The organism is Vibrio renipiscarius (genome assembly GCF_000827885.1).
In the GTDB taxonomy this organism is placed as follows: Bacteria; Pseudomonadota; Gammaproteobacteria; order Enterobacterales; family Vibrionaceae; genus Vibrio; species Vibrio renipiscarius.
The window spans coordinates 115,298-134,587 of the sequence record NZ_JTKH01000025.1 but is presented as its reverse complement, the minus strand read 5'-3'; the positions used below and the strand labels follow the sequence as shown (position 1 = coordinate 134,587).

Below are 19,290 nucleotides of genomic sequence, written 5' to 3'. Positions count from 1 at the left end.
ATATCGCCCCATTTATATTCATCCGTGTAATAGCGATCAAAAAACAGCTTAAAAATTCGCTAATCATTCCCTTTTTCCTTTACGCGACAACAACAGGAACACGTTATATGGATATCGATATAGTTATTGTATTGGTTTACTTCCTTTTTCTAATTGCATTAGGCTGGGTTTTCCGCTCAGCTGCAGATAACACGAGCGAATACTTCCGTGGGGGCGGCCGCATGCTTTGGTGGATGGTTGGCTCGAGTGCATTTATGATGGCACTCAGCGCAATGACCTTCACTGGTTTGATGGGCAAAGCACTGACCAGCGGTATGTCGGTGGCAGTGGTCTTTTTTGCAAACGCACTTGGTTATTTCTGTAACTACCTATTTTTCGCCGCTAAAGCTCGCCAAATGCGCGTCATTACCCCACTTGAAGGCGCTCGTATGCGTTTGGGCAAACTGAACGAGCAAGTGTTCACCTGGGCCAACGTACCACTTAGCGTTCTACAAGCTGCGATTTGGCTTAACGGCTTAGCGGTATTCACCAGTGCGGTTGTGGATGTACCTCTTGAGCAAACCATCGTTGGTGCAGGCTTAGTGGTATTGTTCATGTCACTTGTTGGCGGTAGCTGGGCGGTTATCGCTTCTGACTTCATGCAAATGATCATCATCACGGTGATGACCTTTGTTGCTGCTTTCGTTGCGGTTTGGAAATCAGGCGGTGTAACCAATCTGCTTGAAGTTGGCTTACCAACTGAACAGCTTATCGGTGAAGGCTATAGCTACACTTACCTATTTACAGGTTGGTTTATCTGTATCTTTGTTAAACAGTTTTTCAGTACCAACAACATGGTTGATTCGTACCGATTCATTGCTTCTAAAGATACCAAAAACGCGCGTAAAGCTGCTCTACTTGCTTGTGCACTAATGATTGTGGGCCCACTAATGTGGTTCTTACCAGCATGGTTTGTTGCGGGTAACTACCCTGATACATCAACCTGGGGCTTAACCGGTCTTGGCAATAAAGTGGCTGATGCGACGTACTACATCTTTGTAAAACGTGAAATGCCAGTGGGCATGGTGGGCCTAATGCTTGCTGCGATGTTCGCTGCAACCATGTCTTCAATGGACTCAGCGCTAAACCGTAACGCCGGTATCATTCTAAAAAGTGTTTACGAACCTTACTTCTGTAAAGATTTCTCTGAAAAGAACCTAATGTTCGTGAGTAAAGTCCTAACAGCAGCGTTTGGTATCATCATCATCATCACGGGTCTTTTCCTAACGTCTCTAAAAGAGTTCGGTTTGTTCGACCTAATGATGCTAGTGGGTACATTAGTTGGCTTCCCTGTACTAATCCCATCAATTCTATGTTTCTTTATTCGTAAAACACCGGATTGGGCTGGTTGGGGTACAATCTTAGTGGGTATGTGTGTCTCTGCTATTATCGCATTTGGTATTACTCCACAAACGATTGAATCATTGTTGAACCTTGATACACCGCTAACAGCGCGTGAATTCTCAGAAATGAAGTCTGTAACACTGGGTGTAATTGGCCACATGGCGATTACGCTACCATTCTTCGTTCTGTCTCAATTCTTCTACAAAGAACCATCACCAGAACGTGCTGCGGATATCGAAAAATTCTTCAACAATATCGATACTGAAATCGTGTTAGAAGAAACTGAAACCAGCATCATGATGGACAACAAGCAACACGATCTATTGGCTAAAATGCTACTGGTTGCGTCAGTGTTCTTAGCAGCGTTGGCATTGATTCCAAACCCAATGTGGGGCCGCGGCTTGTTCCTAGTTGTTGCGGGTGTTGTTGCGGCGATCGGCGTACTACTTATCTACTCGAAGAAGAAAGAGCCTGCACTTCAAGTGACGCATTCTTAATCGACCTATCAGTTTAATCTATAACTCAGGCAGAGAGACGTTCTCTCTGCCTCTTAGGAGTCCCCATGTCTGTACAACAGCGATTTGGTGGCGAAATCAGTGATGAAGATTTTCGCAAGTTCACGCTTTACACGACACAAAGTAATAACCACGCCGACGACACTACCCGCGCGCAAATTCTAGGCTTTCAAAATAAAGACGTAAGATTAGCACCAGGTGCCATTGTCCGAATTGGCGAAAACCAAATTGGCGAAAACTCATACATCGGCCTATACAGCTACATTAATGGCGATGTGACCATTGGCAAGAATATCTTTATTGGCCCCCACGTGACGATCGTCGCATCCAATCATATGTTTGACCCAACCACCGATTCATTCAGCGGGCGCAGCGACCTTGCCGCAGGCAAAGTTGTGATTGAAGATGGCGTTTGGTTAACCGCGGGCGTCGTTATTACCCCGAGCGTAACGATTGGTCGGGGCTCACTTGTTTGTGCGAACTCTGTTGTCACTCAAAATGTTCCCGCTTACGCAATTATGGCAGGTTCTCCTGCAAAACAAATTGGCTCAATTGATGCCAGCACCGGTCAGTACTCTTGGGCAGGGAGCGCACGATAGACATGTTAGATTTATACAGACATCATGATTTTCAAGTCTTCATTTCACCAAAAAACAATGAAGCGTCATCTGTCAATCCACCTCGCTTCACTTGGCCACAAGCTGAATACGCCGCAACGTACACTTTCTATTTAGAGCACCTTTCACTCGGCCAACAATGGAAGCTGGATGATGTTTGTTCGCCGGTTCGCATCCCTCAGTTATTGCCTGTTGGTAATTACCGTTGGAAGATCGTCGATAATGATGGCAATGAATCCAAATGGCTTGGTTTTTCAATTAACCAAGACGCTATTGCGTACCTACCACCGACCGCCGAAGCGCTATTTGAGCGTTGTGTCGAGCACGACCAATTTTTAATGTACTTTGACGAAGACATTCAACTTTCTCGTGTTGAATCTTGGTCAGCATTTGAACAATTTAAGCGTACCGCTGAGAAGTTCGATCTTAATGCGATTTCTTACCCAAATCACTACATTCGTGGCCAAGAAGAAGGTAAGCGCACCGCGATAGCCAACGTGCGTGAGTGGATTGATCGTGATCTTATCGCGTTGGTATTGCTATATAAAATTTGGAATGATGAAACTTCAGGCGATAACGCAGTCAAACTATTGCTTCGTTTAGCCGAATGGAGCCCAGAAGGCCCTGCGTCTTTATTACGCCCTTGCACTTGGGGTGATGAAGTTGGCCTTTCTTTAGCTAGAAACTTATTCCTAGCCTACCACTGGTTGTCACCCTTGCTGACTGACAGTGAGAAAGAATTTGTTCGACCAATGTTGATCCGCATTGCGTATCAAATGGAAGAGCGCCTAGAACAGGACCAGTTTAAGCAATTTCCGGGGCACTCCCATACCTCGCGACTGCCTGCTTATCTTGGTATTGCCGCTCTTGCATTGCATAAAGAATATTCTCGAACCACATGCGCGCGTTGGCTCGACTACGCATTGATGATTTATCAATCGGTGTTGCCTTTTTATGGTGGCGAAGATGGCAGCTGGGCTGAAGGCCCGTTTTATTCGTCTTCGTACAGCAAATGGTTCCATCCGTTCTTTTTATCGGTTGAACGCATTCAAGGGTTTTCCTTTTACAACCATCCTTTCTATCGCGAATATTGCAAATTTGCGATGGACTTTGTTGCACCGAATGATTCTATCCATCCATTTGGTGATGGTTTCTGGTGCAAGCGCGACGGGAAGGAATGGCCAGGATTTTTTGCCCAGAATCCACTGCGTATTTATGCCGATCGTTTTGGTAATGGCGTCGTTCGTCGTAAATGTCACGAAATGGAGAGCAACATCAGCACTTACGATCTCCATTTGCTTGATGTCATCCCAACGAAGCACCAGATAAATTACGCCAACGCACATGCTCTAAATACGGTGAATGCCCGTAGCAATACCGAGCTTTCTCATCATTTCTATGCGTTTGCCGGCCTAGGTAAAGTGACCAGCCAAGAGCTGTCTTTATCTTTCCGATCCAGTCCATTTGGTAACAGCTCGCACCGACACGCCGATCAAGGCAATATCGCCTTGTTGGATAATGGTCATGGTGTACTCATACCAACGGGCAGTTATGGGTATCGATTTGGAAGTGGCCACCATACCAATTGGACCCGAACCACTCAAGCGCACAACCTACCGTTAATCGATGGGTGCGGTCAGATTCTTGACAATGAAAGCGCGGATGCGCGTTTACTTTATGAGTATGCTGGAGAAGATTGGTACATCAATCAATTAGACTTAACGAATGCATATGAAGGTGCGTCTGGGGTCACTCGACACATCATTTTCATTGCGGGACAAGGCGTCATATTAATAGACAATATTACGTTAACTCAATCCGCACCGGTTCAATGGCGACTCCATTCTGAACTTGGATGTGCGTGGGGTGAGCAGCAAATCACGGTTGCGCATCCTAGCCACAATTACGCTTTAACGTTAGCAAGTCACCCTACCCTTAAGCCGACGATCAGCTATGGGTATGATGAACAAAACCAGCATTGTGACTCTGTTGTTTCAGATGCGAACCCGAACGTAACGCATATCGAATGGTCTTTGCCTTCGGCATCAAAGCACGTTATCGCAGCGACCTGCAGTAAGAGTGACATCGACGTTAAGTTTGTTGATGATCAGCAACTCGTCGTTAAAACGCCAACACAGCAATGGATGTTTAATTTGCAAACCGGTGTTATGACGCAATAAGTTGTGACGCAATAAATAGCAACCGCTATAAAAAAACCGCCTTTTGGCGGTTTTTTTATAGCGTCAATTTGAACTTAAACCGCGGCTCTGTTCAGTTGAAGTAAATCCCATTTATTGCCGTAAAGATCTTGGAAGACCACAACGGTGCCGTACTCCTCAACTCTTGGCTCTTTATTGAACACAACACCATTGCTTTTCATTAACTCGTAATCACGCCAAAAATCATTTGTTTGTAAAAACAAAAATACGCGACCACCGGTTTGATTTCCAATCGCTCGTTTTTGTTCTTCATTGCTTGCTTCAGCAAGAAGAAGATTGGTTCCGTTTGAGTTAGGCGGCGATACTTGAACCCAACGCTTTCCGCCCCCTAAATCGGTATCTTCCACTAACGTAAATTGCAGTTTTTTCGTATAGAACTCGATAGCATCGTCGTAATTTTCAACCACTAGGGCAATATTTCCGATTTGCTGTTGTACGGGTTGTTGTGCAGATTGAGGCATGCTGATATCCAAATATCTAATTATACGTGTGTGAGGCAAAGGCAAATGAATCAAGGAAGATAAAGAAGCGGGCAATCACTGAAGAGCGGGATCGTTCATCGCTATAGAGATGAATGATGGAAATATAAGCCCGACTCCACACCATTCACTGTAAGCAGGAAGACGCTACCTTTAACGAATTTAAGACGGTGAATCGGTGTCTAAAGACGAGTTGTCGACACTGACCTTCACCAACTTATTCAATATATTGACGAGTAAAAATGAGCGGCGCTCACCATCGGGTTCCAAATAAATCGCTTTAAGATCCTTATACTCACTTTGAGTCAGCGTCACGATGTCACCTTTGTTCGGTAACTGAGAACGACACTCTTTGAGTTCATCCATTTGCTTCAGACTATCGATGATACGTTGATCCACCTTCTGAGGTAGCAAGCCACAACGTACAAAGTCCGCCACACCTCTGGTTGAGCGAATGGTCGTGAATGACGGGCCTAAATCAGGGTCAAATTGGATAAAAATATACCCAGGAAAAAGCGCTTCAGTTACTAACTCTTTTTTACCGCGGACAATTTTTTCGACTAACATATCAGGGTAATAGCACTCGACCCCCTGATTCTCCAAGTGTAACTTGGCTCTAGCCTGCTCTTGACGCTTACAATACAATAAATACCAATATTTCATCTTCGTTATATTTTTTGTTTTTTTTATTTTACCAGACACATCGTCATATGCCCAAACAACTTGAAGGTGCCGGCAGGCGACAAGCGAACAAAGCCTCTGAGCATAGTTTGAAAAATTCGACTAAACAGTAAACGATTCATTATCTCCTCACTCGAGGGAAATCGCGGCCACCGTGCCATCTACCGTCAATATTTTTACCGTTACTTTCTTTTATCTTGTTGAAGCAGCTTTTCATGCCACGCCGTATTGCCGTCTCTTTTACTTACATCATACTCTGAGCAGAACTGCGATATGGTCATGTTGTTATCACCCGTCGACAGTTTCAGGGCTAACTCGACTTGCTGTAGTTTGCTTTGAAGACGCAAGATTTGACCTGCATTTGGGCTTTTTTCTTTGGCATACTTTAAGGCCGCATGTTTGCGTTCTGCCGCGCCTGCTCTGCGATCGGCTTCGCCCAACAAAAATCTCAATTGGCCAATGCTCTTCCCTTTTTTAAACGCAAGCTCAATAAGCTCCACACATTCTTCAAAAGACGGGTTATAAGTGTATGGGTCTATTTTATGAGCTTGTTGGCGCATCCACTCTAGCGCGAGTTTTTCATCTGACATATCGAAATCTGTACGTATAAAAGACCCCTTATACTATCGCTTAATGGCAAATCGCTGCAACACCCGATTACAGCATGACGCCTGATCATCTAATGCGGTGCTTTATACCTGGCCACCTTAACGGCAATATAAGCCGTGACTATAACCGGCGTTTACATCGGTTAATCTTTGACAAGATAGCCAAAAGGCGATGCTTTGTATTTTATCTCAATCCGACCGTAGGTCGGGCTGTCTGCATACATCTGCGAAGACGAACAAAGATCACCATCAATAAAACCATTTTTAAGGGAGAGCTCGAAACAAATCACGCTATTGCGATAATATTTGACCTTTTTTTCCTCAACGCTCACCACTGTTGTCTGGTTAAAATCAGAAACGTAGTATTCAAACCACGCCATACTTGGGAGCGAAAACAGAATAAGCAAAGAGCAAGGAAATAACGACACCAACACCCGCTTTAAGGTGAACACACCTATCGTCCTTATCCTCATTTCTAACAGAGATAAGCCAACGATTAAGCAAGACAACGCCAAGGTAAATAAGATGGATTTATACGTATAAATGACGGGCGGACGAGCAGCGATGAGAGACACAATGGTCAACACAGATAAAAACAACAACGCTGAACAAAAAACGTAACTCGCGGTTTTCATATCATACCTAGAATTCATATCCGCTCCTGCTCATCCATGCATTGTTATTACTCAGCCATCATTAAGGCACTCTATTCGCACTACTATACAAATAGAGCACCGAAACAAAACACTTAGCTCACCGGAAGTCGCCATAATTTGCATTCTATTATTGGGTTTACGGGTCATATCAAACCACACGAGCATTCACCATCACTCATGTCTTATCGCTGCATATCTAAGCGATTGACTGTCGATTTGGTTTACCGCATCTTGAAATTATTCGAAGGGATTTAATCTTAAAATGCCTGGTTTTTAATCTAAACACTTGAGTTCTCTCGCACTCGCTGTAATAAAAAGGCGCGAACAAACAGAGTTGTTAGCGCCTTAAATAAAACTCACTTCATACGCTGCGCGATGAAGTGGTTTACTTGTCATGATTATGCTTCGTCAGAGACTTCCACTACACCGCAAGTCGTGCAGCTTTGTAGCGCGACTTCGTGTTCAAACACAGCAGTATCAGTACCTTCTGCCATTAGTTCTGCGATTTCATTTGCCACTTCTTGCTCATCATCCGCTTCTATTTGATTTGCAAGTTCTTCTTCTGAGTAACCGTAGAAGTTCAGTAATAAGTAATCACGCGCTTCGTCTTTTGTACACGTTACGTTCACAGATAAATCCGCTTCAACTTCACCTTGTTCGATGATCGTTGCCACTTGCGCTAAGACATCCTCTTTCATCGCTTCCGTTAGCCAACCAAGATCGGTACTTACCGTCGTTTTTTTGCAGTCAAAACAAGGTAGTTGATGAAAATAATAGTGAAAGTCAGTCATAGTTAATGTCTTCATTGAGAGTGATATAATGTGATTATTGCCTGATCTCATACTTTGTAAAGTAAATTATGACGTAATGCTCAATGGCGAGCGCCCATGTCAGTGATGCTGCCTGGCTGATCAAACCGATCATCGCTAAGGCATTTCCCTCCGCCCCATCTTTTGACTATTTTGAACCACCAATATCCTAACTCATTGTTTACCTCTATAATTGAAGCATCCATAGGGGGTTAACCATCATTTGGTATACCCGTTCAGATTGACGTTGCATCGGTGTTGACTGCATCTACAAATTGTTGGGCATATAAAAACGGAATTTCTACAACCAAGTCTTTACCAATAAACAAAAAACGGTATAAACCTTAACTTATTATAATTCGAAGAACTGACTATTTAATGACGCTCAATGAAATCCTCCAAATCCGCAATGTACGCTACTTCTTAATGTTTAGAAGCAGCTATTTTGCACGTTTTTACTACCCCATTTTCACCTTGCTCTACTTAGATTATGGGTTAACGCTTTCACAATTTGCCATGCTTAACGTGGTTTGGGCTGCAACAATTGTGCTTGCTGAAGTCCCATCCGGCGCGCTAGCCGATACCTTAGGCCGTAAAAAGCTGGTGGTACTCTCTTCGATTGTGATGTTTATTGAAATCGCCATGATTGCCGTTGTCCCGACGGACAACCCGACGTTGGTGTTCAGTGTCTTTTTGATCAACCGGATATTAAGTGGTTTGGCAATGGCTCTAGCAAGTGGTGCTGATGAAGCCTTAGCTTACGACACGCTAAAAGAACAAGGCAAAGAAGAATTATGGCCGCGCGTCTTACAAATCCAACTGCGTATTGCCTCTAGCGTCGGTATTGTCATCACATTAGTGGGTGCGGCAATGTACGATGTGAACTTTATGGCGAGCGTCTATTCCTTTTTAGGATTAGAAGCGCCAGTGAAAACCCAAGACATCATGCGTATCCCCGTTTTCGCCACCTTACTGGTGGCAATGATTGCCATTTATGCTGCATTCAACATGAGGGAAGAGAAAAAAATACAGCCCACTAACCAGACAAAATGGGGCACGATGCTATCGAGCCTGACATTAACGCGAGACACCGGTACATGGGTATTTTCTACCCCGTACGTACTGTTCATATTGCTCTATTACAGCTTGTTCGAACACACTTCACGTATGTTTTTAACCATGAACAGTCAATATTATCGCGCCATCGATATCCCTATCATCTATTTTGGTTTGATTGGTGCTGGAATAAGTTTATTTAAGATTATCTTTGCCGGACAAAGCCGCAGACTCGCAGAAAGCATGAAACCGAAACAGTTTATTGCTTTGATGGGTTTCGCGACAATGGCGACGTTTTACTGGATCAGTTTAGGCTGGTCGATTTATGGCGTAATACCGGCACTACTCTTAATATTCATTATTATGACGATGAACATTTTCATTAGTTATCACCTGAATAAAAAGACAGAATCCCACAACAGGGCCACCGTATTAAGTTTTAAAGGTTTAATGTTTAACCTTGGATATGGCTCGATTGGTATTTTGTACGCCTACTACTATAAATTAATTTCTCAACACTACAGTGAGGAGCAGATTGCCCAGCACGTTGACTTTCTCGCCTCGCTCTCTTCGTTCTTCTATTACTTTACCGCGTTGTTCATTGCGATCAGTGTCGCATTCTATATAGCGGATAAAAAGAAGGCGATTTTTTAATCACTGTAATGATACGACGTCTAATCTCTTCCAATTTTAGGCGTCGTATTAAGTGTATTGTGGTTAGGTGTATTACGATTCGGTAGTGTATTGCGGCTGGGTGCGATAGACACAAGTGCAACCACTGCACGCTAGCGTTTCAGTTAAACACTATCCATTCCCCGCGCATGAAACATAGATTGCCATCCAATATCCGCATTCTGATTCAGAACAATGATTAAGCTCGACGGGTGATAATTTGTCTTTCGAGTGGCGACGCTACGTTTTACTCACTATCTTTTTAGGGTTCTTAATCACTTTTTAAGCTAAATAGAGGGGAAAGCGATGAAACGAGTAACGTTGTTGGTCGGGATAACGGTTGGATTATCCTCAAATTTGCTTTATGCCGCTGAATCGGCCGTGCAGAAGATAACCTTAACTGGCCATGATCTCGCCTCTTCGGCCATTAACGGCATAGACTTCGACTTAACCTATTTCACTCAGAACAAATCCAAAGACGGTACCTTAGAAACGCTAAGCCAAGACAATTTCAAATTTGAACGTGGTTATGATGACGGTTATGTGGGGCCGGCTGCGAGCTTTGATTCCAAGAGCATTCTGACCTGCTCGATTCCAGCGACGAGAATTACATCACTGGCTGACTTTGATTCGTTCCCAAGTAGTGAAAACCCATTCCCTATCTATGGTCTTAGTGAGTTCAATAAACAAAAGGTCATCGCCGAAAAAACCGGCATCGATCATGTTGGTCTTCGCCTCTACCAAGATAAGTCCGTCATGAATTTTTCCGGATTGCAAAACTTAACCCAAGCCGATGCAAAACAAGAGCTCGATGCAATTCGCGCGCAATTTGGTCAACCGACCTTTGTACTAAAGCGCAATAATGGCATTCGTGCGATATACCTTGATGAAAAATCGGACGCGCAAGCCATTCAATTGGCTTATGAAAATGCGTTGAACCCCGAAAAGAAAAATAACCTTTTAGCGATGGCTCCTTCAACCGTTTTGTATGGCGTGTTACTTGATGCCTCACTAAACAGTGAGATGAACATTAACATTCAAGGCGAGGCGCTAGAGTTTTATATTGGATCTGAATATCTAATTTTCACTAAATATCACGATACTGGTCAATTTATTGACCGCTTCAATACGGTGTTAGAAAAATGTGATTCCACGGCAATATAATCATTGTAAGTAATTCTTATTTTATTTACCCAGATTGTACATTCACTTAAACGCTTTGAGCATGCCATCGTTATCAAAGCGTTTATGATGATTATTTTTTTCGCCACCTACCACTACTCTAATCCATAAACCTATTCTTTAATCTGTGGATGGCTATATCGCTGATACTTGGGTAATTGTGCACGCAAATTATGGAATGTGTTACGAGCGCTCTGTTTTGCCAGTTTGTTCATCAACCAATCCGGCAGCAAGCCACCAGCATCTGCAAATGCCGTGTATTCAATCAGTGTGTTGCCGTTACTGAGTTTGTGTAATGTCCAGCGCGCATCGACGGAGCGAATACGAATGTAGCCATTCTGTTCAGCAAGCGTTGAAATAGGGGCATCTTTGATTTGGATTGTGAACCCTAATTCATCAATCCAATATTTTGAATAAGTGACCATGTCACGGTCTTTTGCTGGCCACGGCGCCTTGAATTGTGTGTAGACGATGTTTTCCGTAGCTGATATCTGATGGATCACTCGGCTGTCACTGGCGTTATCAATCCAATTTGGTACGTTATCACTGTCTTCTAATAAGGTTAGAAACGCGCCGTAACTGGTTGGCGTGAACATTTGTGCGCGAATTTCAACTAAGCCCGCTTGATGTTCACGTGAGTAAATACTGATCCCGTCATTATTGCTATCAAACTGCCAGTTGCGGTTTGGGTTTGCACTAATCATCCCTGACGCGAATAGCGCCATAATCAGCATACCAATGCGTAAAGCTGCCATTCTATCATCACCAAAAATATTCATATTTTCAATTATATACAATATCGGTAGGAAAAGCTGTATTGACGGCGGCCCACGCCAATCACAAAAAGCGCCCTAAAGAAAGCGCTCTGACTGACACGTACACGACGGTATTGATACGATGGTATTGACACGTTGATCAGCACTAAGCGGAAAACTGATAGACCGTCACATGGTGGTACTGAGTATCCGGCGTCAATATCGAGCAAGACGCCCCCCACTCTGGGTGGTTGACCGAGTCAGGGTAATATTGGGTTTCAAGCGCGACACCCGCGTAATCTGAATATTGACCACCTTTTCGATTTCCAGCACCGGCAAGCCAGTTTCCGGTATAAACTTGAATACCCGGTTTCGTGGTGAATATTTGCAACGTGACAAGGCTATCTGGTGCCTTGAGCGTGACGACAGGCAAAGCCACGTCTCGAGTGGGGTCAAACGTAAAACAGTGATCGTACCCTTTAGCGGCCACCTGCTGCTCATCTTGCAAAAAATGTTGGTTGATGGCCTTCGACTGACGAAAATCGAAGCTGGTTGATTCAACCTCAGCCAAATGACCTAAAGGAATGCCCACATCCGTGGTGGGAATATAATGAGTCGCTTCGACTTGCAGATAATGATCTCGTACATCCCGTCCATCAGTGCCGCCAGAAAGATTAAAATAGGCATGGTTGGTCAGATTAAAGGGTGTCGCCTTATCTGTTGTGGCTTTATACTCAATCCTGACCTCCCCTTTTTCACTTAACGCATACTGTACAGAAATAACCATATTTCCCGGAAAACCTTGGTCACCATCGATTGACGTGAGAGAAAATTCCACCACGCTTTCCGTCAGAAGACGAATATCCCAACGTCTTTTATCAAAACCATCAGGGCCTCCGTGCAGGCAATTTCCAGCTTGATTTGTGTCAACTTGATACTTGCGCCCTTCAATCGAAAACTCACCGCCAGCGATTCGGTTTGCATAGCGACCCACAAGCGCTCCCATATAGCATTCCTGAAGTAAAAACGCCTCAAAGTCTTTTGTGCCCAACAAGAGCTCGCGTAACTCCCCATTTGGAAGAGGTAAACGACAGCTTAGCCATGTTGCGCCAATATCCATGAAAGTGGCAGTCATGCCTGCTTTATTTTTTAATTCAATGACGGTTGCGGGTTTACCATCGTAGGCTGGATACCCAGACATCGTGATTGTTAATGGCTTAGTCATGCTTCTTTCCTATGCATTAAACAAAAGCGACCATTAGCAAGTGAGTCACTAATGATCGCTGAGCTTAAATCGAGCAACGGTATTTCATCATTACCGCTGTATTTTATAAAAGGCTTATAACGTTTCGACTAGACCTGCACCATTTTGCGCTTGGCAAACATAGATCGACTCTTTCAAACCGGTTGCTGCCTCGTATTTCTCTTCGACTGTCGCTTTCAGTTCATCAACTAAAGCTGGCGGAACAAGGGCCACAATACAGCCACCAAAACCGCCGCCCGTCATGCGCACGCCACCTTGGTCGCCAATCACTTCTTTTACCATCTCAACAAGTGTGTCGATTTCTTTCACTGTGATTTCAAAATCATCACGCATTGAGGCGTGAGATTCTGCCATGAGCTCCCCCATGCGCTTCATATCATGAGCACGAAGTGCTTGTGCCGCTTCAACGGTACGATCATTTTCTGTGATCACGTGACGAGCACGTTTCGCGACCATTTCGTCCAGTTCAGACACCTTCGCGTTGAATTGATCAATGCTCACATCACGCAACGCTTTTACACCGAAGATACGCGCGGCTTCTTCACACTGTTCACGGCGAGTGTTGTATTCGCTATCCACCAAGCCACGTTTTTTATTTGAATTGATGATGACTACGGCCATGTCTTCCGGCATCGAGACCGATTCCGTTTCTAAGCTACGGCAATCCAATAGCATTGCATGGTTTTCACGACCTTCCGCTGAAATCATTTGGTCCATAATGCCGCAGTTACAACCGACAAATTCATTTTCGGCTTGTTGGCCGTTTAGCGCGATTTCTGCTTGGCTGATTTCTAAGTTGAACAGCACTTTAAACGTTTGGCCTATGACCACTTCTAATGCCGCAGACGAACTTAAACCTGCGCCTTGAGGTACGTTGCCACTGACGGAAATATCCGCGCCAGTCAATTGATAGCCGCGAGCAAGAAGGCACTTCACCACGCCACGAATGTAGTTTGCCCACATTTTGTCTTGCTGGAAGCTAATGTCTTGTGTGATATCAAACTCGTCAACCGCGTTGCCGTAATCCACTGAAACCACACGCACTACATTATCTTCACGCTTAGCCGCAGCCACAACCGTTTGGTAGTTAATCGCACAAGGCAAGACAAACCCATCGTTGTAATCGGTATGCTCGCCAATCAGGTTTACACGACCCGGGGCTTGGATAATATGGCTTGGTGCGTAACCGAGTACTTGCTCAAAAGAAGTTTTTACGTTTTGGATTAGATCAGACATAGTAATTTCTCAAACTGTTTAATTCTTTAATCGCAGCTCAACTCGCAAGCCACGAATATTGCGCCTTTGAAATCGTTGAAGTTGCTGCTTCAACGATGGCAAAGGTTATTGTTCTTTGTAGTGCACATCACTTAGATCACGAAGACGTTGCGCCGCTTGTTCCGCCGTTAGGTCACGTTGGCTTTCTGCCAGCATTTCGTAACCCACCATGAATTTGCGAATCGTCGCGCTACGCAATAGTGGCGGATAGAACAGTGCATGAAGTTGCCAGTGTTCAATATCCGTCCCTTCATCAAAAAACGGGGCGTAATGCCAACCCATCGAATAAGGGAAAGAGCATTCAAATAAATTGTCGTAACGGCTAGTGAGTTTTTTAATCGCTAACGCAAGATCGTCACGCTGTTCATCATTGAGTTCGCTCATACGACGGATGTGCGTTTTTGGCAATAACATGGTTTCGTATGGCCACGCCGCCCAGTAAGGCACGACCGCGATCCAGTGTTCCGTTTCCACAACGGTGCGTGAGCCATCTTTTCGCTCCGCTTGCACATAATCCACCAGCAAATTACTGCCATTTTCTTGGTAGTACGCTTTTAAGTGGTGCTCTTTGCGTTCAATTTCGTTTGGTAGAAAACTATTCGCCCAGATTTGACCATGTGGGTGAGGCTGAGAACAGCCCATGGTTTCGCCCTTATTCTCAAACGCCTGAACCCAAACGTAGTCTTTGCCTAACTCTTCAATTTGGTCATTCCACGCCTCTATCACACCGCGGATTTTATCAACCGGTAACTCAGGTAACGTTTTACTATGATCCGGAGAGAAACAAATGACTCGGCTCAAACCACGTACACCTTGAGTTTTGAACAAAGGATTATCCGATTTAGGGGCTTCTGGAGAATCCACCATCAGTGCGGCAAAATCGTTTTGAAACACATAAGTGCCTTGATAATCCGGGTTTACATCACCCGAAATACGTTCGTTAGTCGGACAAAGAAAACACTTTCCATCGTAGCTTGGTAACTCGTCTGTAGCCGGGTTCTCATCCGCACCACTCCAAGGACGTTTTGCTCGGTGGGGAGACACCAAAATCCATTGACCAGTAAGAGGGTTGTAACGACGGTGTGGGTGATCCACTGGGTTAAATTCAATATTCGACATTTGACATACTCAACTTTTATCAATTCTTTACCGGTATTCCCAACGAGGAAAACCATTCACTAATGACCGCAAAATTTACCGCAGCCTTGCAGCAACGCTCATTACGCTGGGGAATAACCGTTCGGGTTATTTGACTGCCAGTGCCACGTATCAGCGCTCATTTCTGCGACGCTACGAGTCGCCTTCCAGCCAAGGTCGCGCTCTGCTTTTTCAGTGCTTGCCCAACATTCGGCAATATCCCCAAGACGACGCGGGCACAATTCATAAGGCACGGGATGACCGCATGCAGTGGAAAATGCGTCGATCATTTCAAGGACGCTAGACCCTTTACCAGTACCTAGGTTGTAAATATGCAGGCCCGCTTTCTCGCCCACCGATTTCAGCGCCGCGATGTGACCATCCGCTAAATCCATAACGTGAATATAGTCGCGCACACCCGTGCCATCAGGGGTTGAGTAGTCATCGCCAAACACCGACAGTTTTTCACGACGACCAACCGCCACCTGAGCAATAAATGGCATTAAGTTATTTGGAATGCCTTGCGGATCCTCTCCCATCGAGCCTGACGGGTGAGCCCCTACTGGATTAAAGTAACGGAGCAGCGTTATGCTCCAATCGCGTTCGGCGTTAAACAAATCTGTAAAACACTCTTCCACCATGTACTTACTGCGTCCGTATGGATTGGTTGTCGCCCCAGTTGGCGAATCTTCCGTAATAGGCACGATTTCTGGGTCGCCATACACGGTTGCTGAAGAGCTAAACACAATACTTTTCACGCCCGCTTTGCGCATGCTGCGAGCCAATACTAGGGAACCGTTTACATTGTTATCAAAGTACTCAAGAGGCTTTACAACAGACTCACCCACCGCTTTCAAGCCGGCAAAATGAATAACCGCTTGAATATCATGCTCAGCAAACACCGAATCTAAAAAAGACTCGTCACGGATATCGCCTTGATAAAATGCGGGCTGCTTGCCCGTAAGCGCTTCAATGCGGCTTAACACTTCCATTTTTGCATTACACAAGTTGTCAACGATGATGGGCTCCATGCCGGCATCAATCATCTGTACACATGTGTGGCTACCGATGTAACCCATACCGCCTGTCACTAACACTTTCATGCCAACCTCTCTCACACTGAACTCATTGCATGGCGCTAGTTTAACAAGCTAATGCGTCTAGGATCCGTGATCAAAATCCCGTTAGTGTAAGCGTTTACACAAAATCCTCACCCAGAAAACCACCGACAAAGCGTTGAAAAGCAGAATGCGCGAGCAATACGCCCCCTTCTTTTGTGTACACGTTTACACTTCTCTATTCTGTACGCCTATTCTGCTTGTATCACACAGCAGCTACACGTTAATATCCAAAGAGAATGTTGATAAGGTTATGATGTATGGCAAATATTAAAGATGTCGCAAAAGAAGCGGGCGTCTCGGTCGCGACAGTATCTCGTGTCGTCAATAAGTCACCTAAAGCAAGCCAGGCATCCATTGCTTCCGTCACCGCCGCCATGAAGAAATTAGGCTACCGCCCTAATGCCGCGGCGAGAGCGCTTGTGAGCCAAAATTCCAATACCATTGGCGTCGTAGTCAGTGATGTGTCTGACCCTTTCTTTGGTACCTTAATCAAAGCCGTCGATCAGGTTGCAAGAGAGTCAGGTAAACATATATTGATTGGTAACGGCTATCATAATGAGCAAGATGAGCGTCAAGCTTTGGAGTTGTTGATCAATAATCGATGTGAAGCCATCATCTTGCATTCAAAAGCGTTAAGTGATGAGGAACTGATCGCCTACGCGCAAGAAGTGAAAGGGTTGGTTCTCATTAACCGCCATATTCCGGCTTTAGATTCGCGCTGTATTTCACTGGACAATAAACATGGTGCATACATAGCAACCAAGCATCTCATCGCACAAGGTCACCGTCATATCGCTTGCATTGCGTCTTCACACAATATTGAAGATACTCACGAGCGTATTAATGGTTATTTGCTAGCACTGCAAGAAAGCGACATTGCTCTTTCAAAAAATTACATCGAGTCGAGTGAACCCAACAGTGACGGTGGCGTGTTGGCGATGACCAACTTACTCTCCAAATCGATACCGATCACCGCAGTGGTCGCGTATAACGACCACATGGCTGCGGGTGCAATAGAAGCGATGAAAACCAATGACATAGACATCCCAAGCGGTATTTCTATTGTTGGTTTTGATGACGATTTAATCTCGCGTTTTGTTCACCCTGCTTTAACCACCGTACGCTACCCCATCTCTATAATGGCAGAACACGCTGCTCGACTCGCGCTTTCACTCTCAGCCAATAACGAAGTCGATTGTCAGCCTAACCTCTACACGCCGACTTTAGTCCAGAGACGATCCGTTAGCGTGTTATAACAAACCTGCCGGGTGACTTATCCTGATGCCCGACTAACCCGAGGTTTAAATTGGATAATAAAAAAGCGAGTCTAGATAGACTCGCTTTTTTCACTTTCTTTGTTTTAACTAGTTCGCTTGTGATTGAACAAGTTCAACGTTCACCGCTCGCAACTCTTCGGCTTCTTTATCAAAGCCATCATGTAAGCGGTAGTAACGTTGATAGATAAAACCGCTGATGGTCATCATAATCGCAGGAAGACCAATCATCATAAATTCGAGTCCTAGAATCGTCTCCGCGGATTGAACAACGTTAGGTTCATAACCGACAACCGTTAAGCCCATGCCGACAATAAAGCCACCCGCTGCACCTGCAAATTTTACCAGCATCGTTTGCACAGAGAAGATCACGCTTTCACTGCGACGACCTGTTTTGTATTCGCCATAATCCACAACATCAGCCAACATCACCGTTTGCAATGCGTTAGCGATACCCACACCAAATTTGATCGCAGCCCCCGCCAAACCAATCATCAGTGCATTTGCTGGTGCAATGAAACCCATCACCAACAAAATAATGCAAGATAAAACCGGGAAGCCACTCGCCATCAACCAAAGGTTTTTGCGTGGTAGTGCCGCAGCGATACGTGGGAATAAGAACACACCCGCAACCTCTGCAATCCCCGCGACCATCATATAAACTGGGAATAGCTCTGCATTACCGAGCGCGTAAGAGAAGTAGTAAATCGCAAAACCACCTACCAATAGGTTTGCAATTTGGAACGATAGAACGGTACCAATTAAGGCTTTCAATTGGTCATTTTTACCAATAATGGTCAGTACATCTTTAAAGCTAAATTTCGCTACCGGTTTTGCGTTTGCTGGCGCGGCTTTTTCTTTTACATTACGAGCAATCAAAAACGCGCTCATTACAAACAATACGGCAATCAGCATCGCCACATTAAAGAAGCCATCGCCTTGGTTACCGTTACCAAGCTCACCCACAATATGCAGACCGTAAGTACCGGTAATAAACCAAGCCAAACTCGCGAACAAGCGAGGCCATACAACAAGCTTTTCACGTTCTTGGCGAGAGCTTGATAATGCTGGGATCATTGACCAATAAGGGATGTCCATGATGGTGTACGTTAAGCCCCAAAGGATGTAGGCCGCCGCGGCATAGATATATAATGCTGTGCCTTCAAACATGTGCGTACTAAAAAGACCAACCAGCACGATAGCATTTAAAAGTGTACCAATGACAATCCACGGACGGAATTTGCCAAATTTCGAGCGTGTATTGTCAACAATAACACCCATCATAGGATCGGTTACCGCATCAATTATGCGAGCCGCTAGAAAGATAGTCCCCACGAAAGCGGCAGACAAGCCAGCCACGTCGGTGAAGTAGAACATTAAAAAGATGTATATCGGTGCACAAGCAAAATCTTTACCGAGCGCACCAAGCCCGTAGGATAGCTTGGTTTGTAGTGTAATTTTATCAGACATAATCGTTCCTTAGTGTCTTGCAACCAGTCATTCCAACTAACCAGAATTCATGGCATCGACTTCTTTTATTTATATTTCGATGCTCATGCTACTCACACACTGGATGGCTTACTGTGA

General features: G+C 44.8%; 17 protein-coding genes. 6 read left to right on the top strand and 11 right to left on the bottom strand.

Features of this window, described 5'->3' with window-relative positions; translation table 11 throughout:
• The first annotated feature begins 107 nt into the window (after positions 1–107).
• The 3 genes from OJ16_RS18870 (at position 108) to OJ16_RS18860 (ending at position 4,695) form a co-directional block, all read left to right on the top strand.
• The gene (locus OJ16_RS18870; RefSeq protein WP_040992955.1) at positions 108–1,880 is read left to right on the top strand and encodes a sodium:solute symporter family transporter; all 1,773 of its coding nucleotides are present in this window, start codon (positions 108–110) and stop codon (positions 1,878–1,880) included.
• Positions 1,881–1,945: 65 nt separating this feature from the next.
• A complete protein-coding gene (locus tag OJ16_RS18865) occupies positions 1,946–2,497 on the top strand; it encodes an acyltransferase (RefSeq protein WP_040992953.1) in 552 nt (183 codons plus the stop codon).
• 2 nt (positions 2,498–2,499) lie between these two features.
• Complete coding sequence (locus OJ16_RS18860; protein ID WP_040992951.1) at positions 2,500–4,695, top strand: heparinase II/III domain-containing protein; 2,196 nt, start codon at positions 2,500–2,502, stop codon at positions 4,693–4,695.
• Between the two features lie 74 nt (positions 4,696–4,769).
• Here the strand turns inward: OJ16_RS18860 and OJ16_RS18855 are convergent, their stop codons facing one another.
• The 5 genes from OJ16_RS18855 to OJ16_RS18835 all read right to left on the bottom strand — a co-directional run bounded on the left by OJ16_RS18855 (position 4,770) and on the right by OJ16_RS18835 (position 7,949).
• A complete protein-coding gene (locus OJ16_RS18855; RefSeq protein WP_040992949.1) occupies positions 4,770–5,195 on the bottom strand; it encodes a VOC family protein in 426 nt (141 codons plus the stop codon).
• 180 nt (positions 5,196–5,375) lie between these two features.
• Complete coding sequence (gene rfaH / locus OJ16_RS18850) at positions 5,376–5,876, bottom strand: transcription/translation regulatory transformer protein RfaH (protein WP_040992947.1); 501 nt, start codon at positions 5,874–5,876, stop codon at positions 5,376–5,378.
• Between the two features lie 200 nt (positions 5,877–6,076).
• Entirely contained in the window at positions 6,077–6,484 is a 408-nt protein-coding gene (locus OJ16_RS18845) for a hypothetical protein (RefSeq protein ID WP_040992945.1), read from the bottom strand.
• A 161-nt stretch (positions 6,485–6,645) separates the two neighbouring features.
• Positions 6,646–7,137: a hypothetical protein gene (locus tag OJ16_RS18840; RefSeq protein ID WP_040992943.1), complete on the bottom strand. Its 492-nt coding sequence runs from the start codon at positions 7,135–7,137 to the stop codon at positions 6,646–6,648.
• Between the two features lie 419 nt (positions 7,138–7,556).
• The gene (locus OJ16_RS18835) at positions 7,557–7,949 is read right to left on the bottom strand and encodes a hypothetical protein (RefSeq protein ID WP_040992941.1); all 393 of its coding nucleotides are present in this window, start codon (positions 7,947–7,949) and stop codon (positions 7,557–7,559) included.
• Positions 7,950–8,345: 396 nt separating this feature from the next.
• On the opposite strand from OJ16_RS18835, the gene OJ16_RS18830 reads away from it, so the two are divergent.
• A complete protein-coding gene (locus tag OJ16_RS18830) occupies positions 8,346–9,677 on the top strand; it encodes an MFS transporter (protein WP_040992940.1) in 1,332 nt (443 codons plus the stop codon).
• A 324-nt stretch (positions 9,678–10,001) separates the two neighbouring features.
• Positions 10,002–10,859: a hypothetical protein gene (locus OJ16_RS18825; protein ID WP_040992938.1), complete on the top strand. Its 858-nt coding sequence runs from the start codon at positions 10,002–10,004 to the stop codon at positions 10,857–10,859.
• A 131-nt stretch (positions 10,860–10,990) separates the two neighbouring features.
• On the opposite strand, the gene OJ16_RS18820 is transcribed toward OJ16_RS18825, so the two are convergent.
• The 5 genes from OJ16_RS18820 to galE all read right to left on the bottom strand — a co-directional run bounded on the left by OJ16_RS18820 (position 10,991) and on the right by galE (position 16,411).
• Entirely contained in the window at positions 10,991–11,632 is a 642-nt protein-coding gene (locus OJ16_RS18820; protein WP_040993184.1) for an START domain-containing protein, read from the bottom strand.
• Between the two features lie 166 nt (positions 11,633–11,798).
• A complete protein-coding gene (galM, locus tag OJ16_RS18815; RefSeq protein WP_040992937.1) occupies positions 11,799–12,857 on the bottom strand; it encodes a galactose-1-epimerase in 1,059 nt (352 codons plus the stop codon).
• A 114-nt stretch (positions 12,858–12,971) separates the two neighbouring features.
• Entirely contained in the window at positions 12,972–14,132 is a 1,161-nt protein-coding gene (gene galK / locus OJ16_RS18810; protein WP_040992935.1) for a galactokinase, read from the bottom strand.
• 105 nt (positions 14,133–14,237) lie between these two features.
• Positions 14,238–15,290 (bottom strand): UDP-glucose--hexose-1-phosphate uridylyltransferase, encoded by a 1,053-nt coding sequence (locus OJ16_RS18805; protein ID WP_040992933.1) that lies wholly within the window; start codon positions 15,288–15,290, stop codon positions 14,238–14,240.
• Positions 15,291–15,391: 101 nt separating this feature from the next.
• Positions 15,392–16,411, bottom strand: a complete 1,020-nt coding sequence (gene galE, locus OJ16_RS18800) for a UDP-glucose 4-epimerase GalE (RefSeq protein WP_040992931.1) — start codon at positions 16,409–16,411, stop codon at positions 15,392–15,394.
• A gap of 275 nt (positions 16,412–16,686) precedes the next feature.
• Here galE and OJ16_RS18795 point away from each other — a divergent pair, with 275 nt between their 5' ends.
• The gene (locus OJ16_RS18795; RefSeq protein WP_040992930.1) at positions 16,687–17,685 is read left to right on the top strand and encodes a substrate-binding domain-containing protein; all 999 of its coding nucleotides are present in this window, start codon (positions 16,687–16,689) and stop codon (positions 17,683–17,685) included.
• 108 nt (positions 17,686–17,793) lie between these two features.
• Here the strand turns inward: OJ16_RS18795 and melB are convergent, their stop codons facing one another.
• Positions 17,794–19,173 (bottom strand): melibiose:sodium transporter MelB, encoded by a 1,380-nt coding sequence (melB, locus tag OJ16_RS18790; protein ID WP_040992928.1) that lies wholly within the window; start codon positions 19,171–19,173, stop codon positions 17,794–17,796.
• Between the last annotated feature and the right edge of the window lie 117 nt (positions 19,174–19,290).

Excerpts from the sequence above, each read along its gene's own strand:
- OJ16_RS18870 (WP_040992955.1), top strand. The coding sequence starts at position 108 with ATGGATATCGATATAGTTATTGTATTGGTTTACTTCCTTTTTCTAATT.
- OJ16_RS18865 (WP_040992953.1), top strand. The coding sequence starts at position 1,946 with ATGTCTGTACAACAGCGATTTGGTGGCGAAATCAGTGATGAAGATTTT.
- OJ16_RS18860 (WP_040992951.1), top strand. The coding sequence starts at position 2,500 with ATGTTAGATTTATACAGACATCATGATTTTCAAGTCTTCATTTCACCA.
- OJ16_RS18855 (WP_040992949.1), bottom strand. The coding sequence starts at position 5,195 with ATGCCTCAATCTGCACAACAACCCGTACAACAGCAAATCGGAAATATT.
- rfaH (WP_040992947.1), bottom strand. The coding sequence starts at position 5,876 with ATGAAATATTGGTATTTATTGTATTGTAAGCGTCAAGAGCAGGCTAGA.
- OJ16_RS18845 (WP_040992945.1), bottom strand. The coding sequence starts at position 6,484 with ATGTCAGATGAAAAACTCGCGCTAGAGTGGATGCGCCAACAAGCTCAT.
- OJ16_RS18840 (WP_040992943.1), bottom strand. The coding sequence starts at position 7,137 with ATGAAAACCGCGAGTTACGTTTTTTGTTCAGCGTTGTTGTTTTTATCT.
- OJ16_RS18835 (WP_040992941.1), bottom strand. The coding sequence starts at position 7,949 with ATGACTGACTTTCACTATTATTTTCATCAACTACCTTGTTTTGACTGC.
- OJ16_RS18830 (WP_040992940.1), top strand. The coding sequence starts at position 8,346 with ATGACGCTCAATGAAATCCTCCAAATCCGCAATGTACGCTACTTCTTA.
- OJ16_RS18825 (WP_040992938.1), top strand. The coding sequence starts at position 10,002 with ATGAAACGAGTAACGTTGTTGGTCGGGATAACGGTTGGATTATCCTCA.
- OJ16_RS18820 (WP_040993184.1), bottom strand. The coding sequence starts at position 11,632 with ATGGCAGCTTTACGCATTGGTATGCTGATTATGGCGCTATTCGCGTCA.
- galM (WP_040992937.1), bottom strand. The coding sequence starts at position 12,857 with ATGACTAAGCCATTAACAATCACGATGTCTGGGTATCCAGCCTACGAT.
- galK (WP_040992935.1), bottom strand. The coding sequence starts at position 14,132 with ATGTCTGATCTAATCCAAAACGTAAAAACTTCTTTTGAGCAAGTACTC.
- OJ16_RS18805 (WP_040992933.1), bottom strand. The coding sequence starts at position 15,290 with ATGTCGAATATTGAATTTAACCCAGTGGATCACCCACACCGTCGTTAC.
- galE (WP_040992931.1), bottom strand. The coding sequence starts at position 16,411 with ATGAAAGTGTTAGTGACAGGCGGTATGGGTTACATCGGTAGCCACACA.
- OJ16_RS18795 (WP_040992930.1), top strand. The coding sequence starts at position 16,687 with ATGGCAAATATTAAAGATGTCGCAAAAGAAGCGGGCGTCTCGGTCGCG.
- melB (WP_040992928.1), bottom strand. The coding sequence starts at position 19,173 with ATGTCTGATAAAATTACACTACAAACCAAGCTATCCTACGGGCTTGGT.